This window comes from Phormidesmis sp. 146-12 (assembly GCF_052939495.1).
Window position 1 is genome coordinate 1 of the sequence record NZ_JBJPHS010000145.1, and the last position, 13,193, is coordinate 13,193.

Consider the following 13,193-nt stretch of genomic DNA (forward strand, 5'->3'; position numbering starts at 1 on the left):
TTTGCATTGATGGCCAACTGTAAGTTGAATTGAGTCACAAATTGCGAAACCGTTCGAGCAGTTGTTTCGGGTGTTTTCTCCACCGCAGGCGTAACAAAAACGCCAATTCCTGGTGCAGTCAAATCAATCTCAGCGAGATGAATCACCATCGGACGAGGCAGCGATCGCACTTCACGCCGATAGACAATTCCTGGAAAGAGCGATCGCTGTTCATTCACTTGAGGCGGACGTGAGAAATAAGAAACGTTAAACCAGATCAGGGGAACCAGCAAACAGATCACACCGATGACCCCCCAAATCTTTTTGAGATAATAGTGAAACGCTTGCACAGACAACCACAATAACAGCAGTCCTACATTAACCTCTATGCCGGATTCTTCACCCCAGCGAGCCAATCGCAACCTGCAAAATCGCTCGTTCAAATTTCAAAATCTAAATGGAGCCAACTTTCACAACTCAGATATTCGCGGCTGCGATTTTAGCAATGCTCAACTAGTAGGGGCAAATTTTGTGGGCGTTAGAGCGGGTCTGTCTCCAATCAAATTAATATTGGGGGGAGCGATCGCGGCTTGCATAATGCTGCTGGTTGGCAGTGTAGTAGCTCGATTGGCGTTTGGCTCTTTAGGTCAGATTCCGAATAGTCGAGCCTGGTCTTATGTTGTATTTTTGCATGGGTTTTTGGGTGTGGCAGGGGTGGTTTCTGTGTGCGGTGCAAGCTGGCGAAAATCTTTAAAGGTCGATCGCTTCATCAGACTATCCGAGTGTCTATCCGCTACCCTCACCGGGGGACTGATTGGCTTTTTTTATGCTGGAAGTTTGACAGACAATAATGCTAAATTGGCAACCATTGGCGCGATCGTCACTGCTATTTTGAGCCTTTTGATCAGCCGATTCGTGCGTCGGGTTGAAATGAGAATTGCGATCGCGACCGCAGGCTTTATCAACACGTATGGAGCTGCTTTTTTGCTCAGTGCCACTGCCAGCACTTTTCTCAGCACTCGTCACGTTGCCTGGGGAATCTTCTTTACAGTGGCATCTTTACTGTATATTTGGCTGACGTTGATCTCGCTCAAACAGGTCATCTGGCTGGTAAAACTAGCGGCTGGCACCTCTTTTAAAAACGCCAATTTGACTCATGCTTTGTTTGACAAATCGCTACCCCACACAGATTTTTCAGGAGCGATCGACGATTTCAGGGAAGATAAATCCACCACCCAAGACCCGTAAATTCATATGAACTTGATTCTTATAGTGGCGGCGATCGCGATTTCGGTTCTCGTATTTACCTGGCTGATCAAAGTTGTCAAAGCAACGGTGACGACGGCTCTAGTGATTGCAGCGATCGTCCTGATTCTGCAATTTGTCTTTGGCATCGGAGCCGACAAAATTCTCGAACAAGTAATCCAGCTAATTCAATATCTTTGGCAAACAGTCTTCGGTAAAGGATGAACGGAGACGCTCAAAAATTAGCCCATTCACCCTTCATCTGCTTACCTCACTTTTTCTAGTGCATCCTTCATCACGGGGGGCAACTGGCGCATGACCTTGCCCTTCTCCAAATCAACCGTGACCAGCGTGACCTGCGCGGTCGAATACAGAATAGTCTCATCGGGCGACCGCACCTCATGTTCCAGATTTAACCGCACCCCCTTCATCTCAGCCATGCGAGTTTTGATCACGGCTTCCGTCCCCATGCTGATCGGCAGATGATAGCGAATGGACAACTCGACGACAGGCATATTGCAGCCCACTGCCACCAGATCGGCAAACTCAACGCCAATCGATCGCAGCCATTCGATTCGAGCTTCTTCGAGCCAGGTGATATAAGTGCCATGCCAAACGCTGCCTACATAGTCAGTTTGGTGAGGGTAGGCCTTGACGGGATACTCAAACCACTCCGTTGAGGCTGCGAGTAGCTGAGGTTGAATAATGTTGGTCGTTGGTAGCTGAGGTTGTTCTGATACGTTCATAACCCATCCTAGAGATCACTTTATGTTAAGCCTCGTAACCTTTCACTGTTAACCATTGCAACGTTTTGGCAACAAAGGTACAGCGTCTAAGGCACGATCGTAATCACGATTAAAAGACGAGGCAATTCGATGATAGAAAAGATTTTGTTAGCCGACTCCGGAACCGGACAATCTGAGGAAATGCTCAAGGCGCTTTTAGAGATCCCTTTTATCCAACGGGCGTTTGTCACGGTTTTACACGTCGTTCCGCCTCAAGTGTCTGCCGATGCGATGACTGAAAAATGGGAAGAAGGCGGCAAAACGCTGGCAAAGGCGATTCAGTCGTTGAATCTTGATCCCAATCATGCAGCGGCAATGTTGCGTCAGGGTGACCCCAAAGATGTTGTGTGCAAAGTTGCCGAAGAAATCAACGCTGACCTGATCATCATGGGATCGCGCGGATTGAAGCGTCTGGTGTCGATTTTAGAAAATTCTGTTAGCCAGTATGTGTTTCAGCTATCCGATCGCCCGATGCTGCTGGTCAAAGACGATATTTTTGTGCGTAAGATTAATCGCGTCATGGTGGCGATCGATCAGTCAGAAGCCGCTAGAGACTCTCTACAACTGGCGCTCTCTCTGCTGCGTGACATCAAAGGTGGACAACTGATTCTGGTTCACGTAGACTCTAACACCAAATCTGCCGAAAAAGCGGGTGCCGAAGCGGAAAAAGATCCGTCTCTCTCCTTTGCGGTTGCCGAAGCCAAAAAACTCGGCGTTGCCTATCGCTGCTTAGTTTCAGGCGGCAAACCTGGAGAAACGCTCTGTCGCCTGGCCGAAGACACAAAAACTGACCTGTTGATCTTGGGGTCGCCCGATCGCCGTCCCTCGATCGCCAAAGGACTGCCGGATCTCGATCGCTTGTTGGGCAAATCGCTATCAGATTATGTGCGAGTGTATGCCAATTGCCCTGTGTTGTTGACCCGCACGACGGGCTAGACGGTTAGAAAGAGATCAATTTTGCGAGGAGGGATGAGGGAGAAAAGAATGAACTTGGTCTCTCTTCCAGCATGTCTCCTCGCAGTTTGACAGACTGATGGATTGAGTGAATTTTGCACTGCGAACCTTGTCTAAAAGTCCCCAAATGGAGAGGTTGAGACGCGAAAGATTTAAAGAACAAAGCGGAAAAACTTTACCGAACCGACGTAATTCTAAATTGGAATACTTATCTAAAATGCTCCTAGAATCAAGGGGTTGGGGAGCAAAAGCGCTCAATAACAAAGCTAAGAAATTTCTCGAATTGATGCTAATTCAAAAAGCGCCAGGTGCAACCCTAAACTGATTTTTCCCGCTCTCTTTTGCTTGATACATCGCATCATCCGCCTGCTGAATCAGAGCCTCTATCTCTTCGCCATTGTTTGGGTAAACGCTAATTCCAACGCTAGTCGTAACAGAAATTGTATGACCTGAAATTGCAAACGATTGCGCTAATGTAGAAAGAATTTTTTCGGCGACTTTCTCCACATCTGACGCATCTGGGATCGCTGGGAGAATAATCACAAACTCATCACCGCCCAATCGAGCTACCGTGTCACTGGTGCGTAGACATCCATTCAATCTTTTGGCAACCGCCTGTAATAAGATGTCTCCAACTCCATGCCCCAACGTATCATTGATCTGCTTAAACCCATCCAGATCTAAAAACAATAAGGCAATCATTTGTTCGTTGGTTTTTGCCCAAGTGAGACACTGGTTAAGTCGCTCATAGAAGAGATTTCGATTAGGCAGACCTGTTAGCGCATCATGATTGGCTAGATAGCTCAAACGATCCTGCGAAACCCTGAGTTCGGCGTTCGATCGCGACAGTTCTGCGGTCGTTCTTCGTAGTTCTTCTTCGATCGTTTTGCGCTGAGTAATATCGCGGATCACACCGACAAGAAACAAATTTCCGGCAGCGTCTTTGTGCAGCGATCGCTTTGTAGCAATCTGATGAGTGGTGCCGTCCAGACTGGTGAATTCTTCTTCGTGTTCTAACTCATGCTCATATCTAAAAACGAGATCATCTTGTTGCCAAAAAACATCTGCTTCGTGTGTGGGAAATAGGTCATAATCCGACTTTTCTACTAACTCGTTGATTGGCTTTCCTAAAAATCTGGAAAAAGCTTCATTTAATACAATCCAACGGTGGTTATTATCCTTAACAAAGATCGGGTCAGGAATGGTATTAATGATGCGATGTAAAAATTCTTTAGACCGCTTCAGTTCTACTTCTGAGTGAGCAATGTGGCTGATAATCACGATCGCAGAACTTGCCAGCGCCAACAGCGGCGGCACGACGGGCACAATCCAACCCGCCAAAAATCCCCCATAGCCCATGAGCATGAGCGCCAAACTGCCCAGCCCGATCGCCAGCCCCGATCGCCGAGGAGATCGCAGCCGCCAGCTTAATCTGGTGCCCACAACTGCCCAAACCCAGATCCACAGCCATTCAACGGGTTCTAGCCAGACTTTGAGCAGTGGGCGATCGTCCAGGGTCGTGCTGAGAATTTGGCTGATAAAATTAGCTTGCAGTTCGACTCCAGCCATGAGTTTTGGCACGCCTGTCCAACTGCTGCTGTAGGGCGTTGCTGAAAAATCTTTGACGCTAGTGGCAGTCGAACCGATGAGGACAATGCGATCGCGCAAAATCTCCGGTGAAGCTCGCCCCTCCATCAAATCTCGAATCGAAACCGTCTTAAAAAACCCGGACGGGCCGCGATAGTTTGCCAAAATTTGATACGCACCTGCATCCGCCCGCACGTACACCCCATCATTGAACTCAAACTGCGGAAAAACAGCGCGACCAAGCCGCAAATAGCGAGGGTTGGCAGGAGACGCTTCTTCCTGGATGCCCTTTTGTTTGAGGTAGATCAACGCCAACTTCAGAGAAAAACTTTGACGAATTTGAGTGTCTACCTGCCAATAGAGCAGAGTTCGTCGAATCTTGCGATCGGCATCATACACCACATTGTTAAAGCCCACCTGACCCAATTTGCTCAAGACAGGCGGCGGCGCGACCCCAGAGCCTTCTCGATCCTTGAGTTGCTCAATACCAATCAGATTGGGAATCTCTTCATAGGCTTTGATCAACTGCTCATAACCCGTCCCCACTGGGAGATCTCGATAAAAATCAAGCCCGATCGCCCGTGGTTGGGCTGCTTGTATCTTTCGCAACAACTCTGCCAGCGCCCAATCTGGAATCGGAAACCCCAGTCGCTGTAGGTCGGCTTCATTTGCGCCAATAATCACAATGCGCTCGTCGATCGGCTCCAGCGGTCGAAAGCGAAAAAACTGATCCAGCGTAGACAACTCCCACGATTGCAGCAGCCCCGTCAACCGAATCACCAGCACGCAGGTTGCGACCCCAGACGCTGTGATCCACCCTCGTCGCCTCTTCCAGACAGAGGTGACAAGCTTTGTCCAGATATGCTTCTGCCGTCTGATCGACTGCATCATGATCCGCTACTAAAAAAGCGTTGAAACTCCTGCTAAGAAAAGCAAACCTTTTTGATCGAATCCGTAGGATTATCGTGTCTACTTCTACTCAAAGCTTTAAAGAAGCGGTCACTTCACAATTTGTCGAGCAAACCGCGTAGGCAGGCATTAAGTCAACAAACTTAGCATTTGACCGCCATTTCTTCATCACTGCTTTGCCTGAACTGACCACCCAGTAGGTTAGTTTCTATTCAGGAGAGCTAAAGAGCTTCCTACAAAGGGCAGGCAGTACAAGGGGGCTTGTCGCTGTCTGTTCCTTTCTAAAGTATCTAAAACGAGGGTTGCGCTGAGAGTCAGTCTGGTGGCGGCTATATGCGATTTGCACACCAAATTTTGCTCACTTGTCTCAGTTCGGAGCATTCTAGCATATGGGTTTGAGCGTGCCCAGGGCTGATCTACTGCTTGCTTCTAGTGTTTTCAGTGACCCAACGAATGACCTCAAAGCCAAGTTGAGCGCTGTTGAGCCGATCGACTTCTCGAATCCCGGTTGGGCTGGTGACATTCACCTCAGTCAGGTAGCCGCCAATGATGTCAATTCCGACAAAAATCAAGCCGTCTCGCTGGAGCGTTGGGGCTAACTGAGTACAAATTTGATATTCGCGATCGGTGATCTCTACCTGAGCGACGCGCCCCCCAACCGCCATGTTGCCTCGAAAATCGCTGCCTGTCGGAATCCGATTAACCGCCCCGATCGGCTCCCCGTTTAATAGAATGATCCGCTTGTCGCCCTCTTTGGCTTGAGGCAGATAAGTCTGCACCATGATCGGAAGCTTGCCCTGTAGCGTACTGATTTCAACGATCGAGTTAAAGTTGCGATCATCGGGCTGCAAAAACAGAATGCCTTCTCCCGCTTTGCCTCCCAGCGGTTTGAGAACGGCGGCTCCCTGTTGCTCTAAAAACTTGCGAATCACCTGTTTGTCTTGACTGACGATCGTCTCTGGAATCGCGTCGGTAAATTGCAGCGCATACATTTTCTCGTTGGCAGCTCGGATGCCATCAGGCGAATTGAGCACCAGAGTTTTACTCGGATCGACATAATCAAGAATGTAAGTCGCGTACAAATAAGCCGTATCCACAGGAGGATCAATCCGCATAAAGACGGCATCCATCTCTTCGAGAAGACAGAAGATCGGCGCTTCTAGCGTGAACCAGGAAGCGATCGCCACCCAGCGACCTTCGACCAGTTTGACGGGGGTGAGATGCACTTGCGCTAACTGTCCCCAGGCTTTGCCTCCGATGACACTCAGCCGATTTGCTTGAGTCACCCAAACTTCATGTCCTAGTTGCTGGGCCGCTTCCATTAAGGCAACGCTGGTGTCATGGGTCGGGTCGAGATGGTCAATTGGGTCGATGATAAAGGCGAGTTTCACGGGGAATGTCCTGGTTGGTAAGGTCTGAGGGTGGGACGGGTGAATTTTGAGTCGTTTCTAAAAAGCGTGAATTCGATAAAAGGCTTTGCTGCAATGGCCCATTTGAGAACATCCTCTAAACCCCCCAAACGGAATTTGAGCCAGAACGCTTGCTTGAAAGTCCGCCAGAATTGGGGAAGGCAGACTATTGCAACACCAAAGCGAGAAAACTCTATCGAACTTCTGAGAAACCGTATGGTTCTTTCGCCAATCCAAATCTTGCTCTAAAGTCACTCAGAATCGGCAGCTTGGAGAGCAGAAGCGCTTTACAAGGGAGCGAAAAAGCCTGACTAACCTGACTAACCTGAAGAGTTTGGACGACGATCGAGGAATTTTCTCTCCGCCTACGCTTGTAGTAAGGGATCAAGTTTTCCCTGACGATCGAGCGCATGAATATCATCACAGCCCCCAATATGCTGATCGTTGATAAAAATTTGGGGAACCGATTTGCGACCATTGGCGCGTTTGGCCATCTGCGATCGTCCCGGTTCGTCGCCGTCCAGGTTGTATTCCGTATACTCAACACCCTTGCGGTCTAATAGCGCTTTGGCACGGATACAAAACGGGCAGGTCGTCCAGATATAAATCTCAACTTTGGGCGGCATAATTTCTCTGACGTTAGCAACACTTGTTAATTTTAGAACGCTGCTGTGGATTCAGACAGTCCGCTGCCACTTCTCACCCAGCCGTTTAGCGTAAATCGCCCGTCAGCAAAGGCTCTAGAAGGACAAACCACGGGCATCACCTCATGCAGACAATCGCTTGGAAAGAAAATGATGCGATCGTCCTGCGGTTCAATGGTGCAAAAATCTGACGACTGATCGCCATACTCCATCGTCGAGTCATAGAGCCTCAGTTCGCCGCCTGAGAACGCTTTGGGTTGACGATGAAAGTAGTAGACATAGGACAGCAGTCTAGTCGCTGCGTCAGGACTCCCGCTGTCATTGTGAATTTTGTAGTAGTGCCCATCGTTGTGAGCGGTTAATTGAATCTCAATTTCGGCGATCGCAAAGTTCAATCCCAACTGAAGCATCACCTGGGGAAGGGCAAGCTCGACCTGTTTCACCATCCAATCAAAGTCTGGAAACTGATAGAGAATCCGCGATCGCCGATAGTCTGTTTCCCCCGTCGAAGTCGTCGTCGCTACAAATTCGCTTTCTCGACTCAGCGCAGCTTCTAGTATCCGCGATCGGGCTGGCTCCTTGAGAAAGCGACCGAGTTGCACAAAGGGCGCGGTTTGAAGTTGAGTCATGAGTTTAGTGTCGCGCTAACTCTCCCGAAATTTTGGGCTTCAGCTTGTCAAATTCTCCCTGCAAGATTTCTTTACTGATTCCTGGCTTGCCGATCGACACCATCGGGTGACTCGCCAGCAGCCATTCTTGAATCTGCGATTTTTGAGACGGATTGATGGCAACAGGCATGACATAAGCGCAGTGGTGAGGATCTTCTAATGCAAAAAATAGCACATAGTATTGTTCTCGTTCACACAGCAGGCGAGCGATCGTTTGTCCTTGCGGCGACTTCATATCCAGATAGCAGCGCAGCCAACGCGGGACAGTTTCCTTGTGTTGATGCGGGTTAAACAGTGCCGTCACCCAGAGCAGCATCGGATGGGGCGACAGACAACACAAAAAGTTTTTGTAGAGCTTGTTGTAGAGCTTGCCGAGTTGGATATTCTCAATCTCTTGCTGAGAAAGCATCACCCAAACCGTTGCGACCTCTTCTCGCTTGGTCTTTAGCACATGAGGAAAGACAATCTGAGCGACCGGCTTGTTTTGCGGCCAGGTCGTAAGCTGACAGGCTTCGTCAGGCGAAATGGCATCGGGATCTCTGGTCGGCGTGATTACCGGACGTTTGAGCAGCGCTTCCCCAATCCGATGACTGATCTGGCGAGTGGCGTTGTAGCGTTGTTCGAGTGGCTCCAGCGCTTTGAGAATTTCGCCAACGCTCTTGGGGCGATCTTGGGGAGTCTTTGACAGACAACTCATCACCAGATTTTCGAGAACCTTGGGCAGCTTGAGGGCGGGATTGATCTCTTCAAAGGTGCGCGGCGGCTGAAAGTGGTGAGCTTTGTACCAACTGCCAAAGGCGTGTGTGTCTACCTGAAGAGGCATTCTGCCAGTCAGCATCTCAAACATCATCACGCCCAAACTATAGGTGTCTGAGCGAGGATCAAGTTCGCGGCCTTCCATCTGTTCGGGGGAGGAGTAGGCCAGCGTGCCCATAAAAGAACTGGTCTGACTGACATCGGCCTGTAGAATCTTGGCGATGCCAAAGTCGAGAATCTTGACCAACTCTCCCCAACTAGGGTCTTGACTGACTAGAATGTTGCTGGGTTTGATGTCTCGGTGAATGATCGGATAAAGCGAATTGTCTACCGAAATGCCCTGGTGAGCGCACTGCAACCCCTGACAGATCTGACGAGCGATCGTGAGAAATCGCGGCAGTGGCAAATTTTGAGTCGTAATCACTTCGCTCAGACTGTGCCCTTGCAGGTACTCCATCACATAAAAAGGCACATCCTGATCATCCACGCCGTAGTCCATGACGCGGACAATGTGCATACTCTTAGTGCTCAGGAGGGCACAGGTGCGAGCCTCACTACGAAAGCGATCGCGCATCTTGCGAGTCAATAGCGTCTGAGCCAAAAACTTGACGGCGACCACTACACCGCCCAACAGTACATCTTCAGCACGATAAACCTGCCCCATTGCGCCGCGACCGATGAGTTCTTGTAGTTGGTAACGGTTGGCCAGGAGTTGTCCGATTCGGGGGTCTGTCATTGTGGATGAACGGGTGGACACAGGGAGTAATGGAGAAAATGGATGGAAAGGGGCCTGATCTCATTCTAAATTTTGAATGATTCGCCGACTGGACTGATCCTTCAATTTTGAACAAGTTTACTCAAACAGACGCAGACAGAGTAGAGGTAAGGAGATGCATAAAGCGTCAAGACTTGCGGCGTAATCTTGTCAGAGGCACATTGCACCCAGTATTGACATCTCACTTGCTAAAGTAACGAAAGAAAAGTAACGAAGAAACGGGCGATCGCCAAGTCATAAAGAATGAATCTAGTCAAAGGATCGTCTGCTTTTAATCTATTTTCATTTAATGGTAGCGATTTCAGGCTTTACCCGTCCGATCGTTCTAAAGTCGCTTCCATTGCACTGGTGAGGTAGTGCCCTGACAAAATGCCGCTAGAAAGGTAATATTTGCCGTCGGCAATGCGGTACATGGTTTCAAACCCGCTGCGTCGCTGACGATCGCCCAGTACCCAATAGCGCTGTACGATTGATTCGGGGGCAATCCAGCCTTCTCCCTCGACGCGACCCAGTAGGCTATGTTGAAGCACAAAGGTATAGCGACGATCGCCCGAATCGAGCCGTCCTCGATATTGAAAGCTGATTTCTTCGCGATCGGCACCCGGAAATATCAGCTTTGTCACCATCGTAAACCAGTCGTCACGGCTCCAGGCGACGAGAATTTTGCCTTTGACGGTGATGGGCATTCCGTGGCGCTCTAGCCAGCTTCCTTGAAGCGTCCAGCGGCCGGGTTCCATTAAAAAGGTATGGGTCACAGTGGCATTCCTTGCCTCAAATCAGACTTGGGAGATTGGGGTTATCGAGAGGCACGAGGAAAGGAGAGTTCCATCGTTTGGGTCAGGCTTGTTGGTTGATGTCAAGCGCTGTCTCTCACCCACTCCCTAGATTACCCGCTCCGATGGCATCCCATGCTATCACGCAACGGTTTTAGGAGGCTTGGTAGATTTCCCCTAGCGGAACGGCAAGGCGGGCACCTGTGACATCGGGAAGATTACCAGGGATTTTGTGTCGTCGCCAGTAAGCTAAAACAGCAAAGGCGATCGCTTCCTTAAAGTCTGCGCTGAGTCCAAAGTCGTCCGTTGTGAACACGGGGATATTACTGAGTCTAGTCTGTATTCTCTCTCTTAAGTATAAATTCCGACTACCCCCTCCACAGAGGAGAACTTGATCGGGCAGTTGGGGCAAAAAGGTTTGATAGCTGTGGGCGATCGCGGCGGCGGTAAAGTCAGTGAGGGTGGCTAAGAGGTCAGCCGCGTTGAGATTGTATGCTTGAGCATCGGTCAGACAGGCTTGCAGGTAGTCAGCGCCAAACTGTTCTCGTCCAGTGGATTTGGGTGGCGGTAGCTGAAAATAGTCCTGCTCAAGCCAGCGATCGACCAGCGCTTGGTCAGGGGTTCCGGTTGCGGCCCAGGCTCCATGACAATCAAACGTCTGATTGCCCTCTGAAAGGTGGTGAACGGCCAGATCAAGCAGCATGTTTCCCGGCCCGGTGTCCCAGCCCAGAATTTTGCCTGCGGGTTCTTGTTTCTTGGGAAGATAAGCCAGGTTACCAATGCCACCGAGGTTTTGAATGCAGCGGGTGTAAGTGGGGTGAGACAGCAGTGCTTGATCGACGGGGGGGACGAGCGGGGCACCCTGACCACCTGCGGCGATATCGGCGGCTCGAAAGTTGCTAATCGTGGGGATTTGGGTAAGGTGAGCGATCGTTGCTCCGCGTCCGAGTTGCAGACTATAGCCGAGTGAATGCTGTGAATGAGCGGGTGGGCGGTGGTAGACGGTTTGACCGTGGGAGCCTATCAAGTCAGCCGTCGGATGTCCAGTTTGGATTGAGAGAGCGGCTTGGGCAAACTGTTGGGCGATCGCGTCATCTAAATCAGCGAGTTGAGCGATCGTTAGACTGTCTCCACTACAGACATTGAGAATCTGATGGCGCAAGTCTTTGGGATATGGGAAAGTTTGCCCCGCGATTAGCTCAATTTGGAGGTCGTGGCGCTGACCTGAAATCTCTACGAGAGCCGCATCAATGCCGTCGATCGAGGTGCCGCTCATCAGTCCAATTACGCGCATAGTAGGGAAGCAAGGGGTGATTGGGACGATTGATCCTACTTTCAGAATAGCTTTCTTGACTCTTCAAGTGGCCAAAAGTTGAAGGGAGACCGCAGAAATGTGCATTCTCAATTTGGGGCTGTTGTTTGCAGGGACAGAAGTTTTAAAGAGCGGATTTCTGTTTCTATGGAGCATTGTCAAAAGTTGTTTTCTGCTGTCATTTCGCGATGTGGTGTTTATGTTGTTGGGGCTAGGAGTGGCGCAGATTGTTTACAACGTGTGGACACTTCCTCGATTTCTTGGTGATATCAACCCGGCTGCCCTGAGACAACAGTTGACGGTGCCTTATGTGATTATTCAGACAACTCTGATGCACTTTGCGGGGAGTTTGTTTGCGGCGATCTTGTATCTTTTGATTCGGGCAGAGCGGCGCAGTCGCACTCAATCAGAAGCGTTGGCTAGAGAAGTCGAAGCGTTGGCTACTGATTTAGAACGAATGCGAATTGCCCGAAATATTCATGATTCACTCGGACACACGCTCACATCGGCTGCCATACAGCTAGAAGTTGCACAGAAAATGCGATCGCACAACCTTGATCGGGCTTTTCAAGCGATCGATAAAGCAGCGGTTCTAACAGGGCAGTGTTTGCAAGATGTGCGCCAAACAGTGTCTACAATTCGTGGGTCAGCGATGGATCTAAATGTGGCGCTAACCCATCTCACCGAACAACTCCATCAGCAAGGGATTGTCTGTGACATTGACTTACAGCTTCCACTGATGTCGCTTTCCATTAGTCACCAACTGTACTATGTGGCCAAAGAAGGGTTAATAAACATTCAAAAACATGCTCAGGCGCTCCATGTTACGCTACGAGGCTATGTTTTATCAGATGATATTGTGGTCGAAATTTGTGATGATGGGCAAGGATTCGATCGCACTCAGCAGCACCTCGGATTTGGACTACAGGGAATCTCAGAGCGGATTGAACTTCTTAAGGGCACGGTTAATCTAGAAACCCAGCCCGGATAGGGAACACGGCTTGTTATTACAATTCCTAAATGACTCACCTAACTGGACAGTGCAAAGTTATTGATGCCCCTCGACAGTTGCATCAATCCGTTAACTCAAGCATATTCAGTGATGTAGATCACCCAGTTTTATCGGCAATCAATTGAGGCAGAAGTAGACGCACTCTACTTCTCGAAAAAATCATTGGCTGTTGATGCTGAAGTGTCAGGCGCACAATCTGCTTGCTCGGATAGCCATTCAGCCAGGTTCTGACATTCCGCCCGCTTTCGGACTGGAATGTCCTTTTTTGTCTGCTACTCTCTATTCAAGAGAAAAACTTCGCACTGTCAAGTTCACTCTCTCAAATCTATGATCAGGTTAAACTCAGCGGAGCAGTCACCCACTCCGCTGGTCTTCAAAACCGTGC

General features: G+C 49.6%; 12 protein-coding genes and 1 pseudogene. 4 read left to right on the forward strand and 9 right to left on the reverse strand.

The genetic code is table 11. From position 1 onward, the window contains the following. Positions 1-395 (reverse strand): annotated as a pseudogene (locus ACKFKF_RS31575) (hypothetical protein); the annotation flags it as partial. Between ACKFKF_RS31575 and ACKFKF_RS31580 the strand changes: the two are divergent. After that, the gene (locus tag ACKFKF_RS31580) at positions 367-1,227 is read left to right on the forward strand and encodes a pentapeptide repeat-containing protein (protein ID WP_446871354.1); all 861 of its coding nucleotides are present in this window, start codon (positions 367-369) and stop codon (positions 1,225-1,227) included. The pseudogene ACKFKF_RS31575 and the gene ACKFKF_RS31580 overlap by 29 nt on opposite strands. A 6-nt stretch (positions 1,228-1,233) precedes the next feature. Next, positions 1,234-1,449 (forward strand): hypothetical protein, encoded by a 216-nt coding sequence (locus tag ACKFKF_RS31585; protein ID WP_446871356.1) that lies wholly within the window; start codon positions 1,234-1,236, stop codon positions 1,447-1,449. A 41-nt stretch (positions 1,450-1,490) separates the two neighbouring features. Here ACKFKF_RS31585 and ACKFKF_RS31590 read toward each other — a convergent pair whose 3' ends face one another. Then, on the reverse strand, positions 1,491-1,970 hold the full coding sequence (locus tag ACKFKF_RS31590) for an acyl-CoA thioesterase (RefSeq protein WP_446861095.1): 480 nt from the start codon (positions 1,968-1,970) through the stop codon (positions 1,491-1,493). Positions 1,971-2,099: 129 nt separating this feature from the next. Between ACKFKF_RS31590 and ACKFKF_RS31595 the strand changes: the two genes are divergently transcribed. Continuing rightward, on the forward strand, positions 2,100-2,945 hold the full coding sequence (locus tag ACKFKF_RS31595; protein WP_446871357.1) for a universal stress protein: 846 nt from the start codon (positions 2,100-2,102) through the stop codon (positions 2,943-2,945). Between the two features lie 312 nt (positions 2,946-3,257). On the opposite strand, the gene ACKFKF_RS31600 is transcribed toward ACKFKF_RS31595, so the two are convergent. The 7 genes from ACKFKF_RS31600 to ACKFKF_RS31630 all read right to left on the reverse strand — a co-directional run bounded on the left by ACKFKF_RS31600 (position 3,258) and on the right by ACKFKF_RS31630 (position 11,778). Next, a complete protein-coding gene (locus tag ACKFKF_RS31600) occupies positions 3,258-5,438 on the reverse strand; it encodes a CHASE2 domain-containing protein (RefSeq protein WP_446871359.1) in 2,181 nt (726 codons plus the stop codon). Between the two features lie 437 nt (positions 5,439-5,875). Then, the gene (gene gshB / locus ACKFKF_RS31605; RefSeq protein WP_446871360.1) at positions 5,876-6,850 is read right to left on the reverse strand and encodes a glutathione synthase; all 975 of its coding nucleotides are present in this window, start codon (positions 6,848-6,850) and stop codon (positions 5,876-5,878) included. A 383-nt stretch (positions 6,851-7,233) separates the two neighbouring features. Continuing rightward, complete coding sequence (grxC, locus tag ACKFKF_RS31610) at positions 7,234-7,494, reverse strand: glutaredoxin 3 (protein WP_446871361.1); 261 nt, start codon at positions 7,492-7,494, stop codon at positions 7,234-7,236. Positions 7,495-7,526: 32 nt separating this feature from the next. After that, the gene (locus ACKFKF_RS31615) at positions 7,527-8,141 is read right to left on the reverse strand and encodes a 2OG-Fe(II) oxygenase (RefSeq protein WP_446871363.1); all 615 of its coding nucleotides are present in this window, start codon (positions 8,139-8,141) and stop codon (positions 7,527-7,529) included. 4 nt (positions 8,142-8,145) lie between these two features. After that, positions 8,146-9,672, reverse strand: a complete 1,527-nt coding sequence (locus ACKFKF_RS31620; RefSeq protein WP_446871364.1) for a serine/threonine protein kinase — start codon at positions 9,670-9,672, stop codon at positions 8,146-8,148. A gap of 347 nt (positions 9,673-10,019) precedes the next feature. After that, positions 10,020-10,466 carry a hypothetical protein gene (locus ACKFKF_RS31625; protein ID WP_446861088.1) on the reverse strand — a complete coding sequence of 149 codons (447 nt, stop codon included), beginning with the start codon at positions 10,464-10,466 and terminating at the stop codon, positions 10,020-10,022. Positions 10,467-10,638: 172 nt separating this feature from the next. After that, entirely contained in the window at positions 10,639-11,778 is a 1,140-nt protein-coding gene (locus tag ACKFKF_RS31630; protein ID WP_446871366.1) for an anhydro-N-acetylmuramic acid kinase, read from the reverse strand. Between the two features lie 97 nt (positions 11,779-11,875). Between ACKFKF_RS31630 and ACKFKF_RS31635 the strand changes: the two genes are divergently transcribed. After that, positions 11,876-12,787 (forward strand): sensor histidine kinase, encoded by a 912-nt coding sequence (locus ACKFKF_RS31635; protein ID WP_446871367.1) that lies wholly within the window; start codon positions 11,876-11,878, stop codon positions 12,785-12,787. The last annotated feature ends 406 nt before the right edge of the window (positions 12,788-13,193 follow it).

What these genes read in the sequence shown, in the direction of transcription:
- ACKFKF_RS31580 (WP_446871354.1), top strand. Translation starts at nt 367, where the DNA reads ATGCCGGATTCTTCACCCCAGCGAGCCAATCGCAACCTGCAAAATCGC.
- ACKFKF_RS31585 (WP_446871356.1), top strand. Translation starts at nt 1,234, where the DNA reads ATGAACTTGATTCTTATAGTGGCGGCGATCGCGATTTCGGTTCTCGTA.
- ACKFKF_RS31590 (WP_446861095.1), bottom strand. Translation starts at nt 1,970, where the DNA reads ATGAACGTATCAGAACAACCTCAGCTACCAACGACCAACATTATTCAA.
- ACKFKF_RS31595 (WP_446871357.1), top strand. Translation starts at nt 2,100, where the DNA reads ATGATAGAAAAGATTTTGTTAGCCGACTCCGGAACCGGACAATCTGAG.
- ACKFKF_RS31600 (WP_446871359.1), bottom strand. Translation starts at nt 5,438, where the DNA reads ATGCAGTCGATCAGACGGCAGAAGCATATCTGGACAAAGCTTGTCACC.
- grxC (WP_446871361.1), bottom strand. Translation starts at nt 7,494, where the DNA reads ATGCCGCCCAAAGTTGAGATTTATATCTGGACGACCTGCCCGTTTTGT.
- ACKFKF_RS31615 (WP_446871363.1), bottom strand. Translation starts at nt 8,141, where the DNA reads ATGACTCAACTTCAAACCGCGCCCTTTGTGCAACTCGGTCGCTTTCTC.
- ACKFKF_RS31620 (WP_446871364.1), bottom strand. Translation starts at nt 9,672, where the DNA reads ATGACAGACCCCCGAATCGGACAACTCCTGGCCAACCGTTACCAACTA.
- ACKFKF_RS31630 (WP_446871366.1), bottom strand. Translation starts at nt 11,778, where the DNA reads ATGCGCGTAATTGGACTGATGAGCGGCACCTCGATCGACGGCATTGAT.
- ACKFKF_RS31635 (WP_446871367.1), top strand. Translation starts at nt 11,876, where the DNA reads ATGTGCATTCTCAATTTGGGGCTGTTGTTTGCAGGGACAGAAGTTTTA.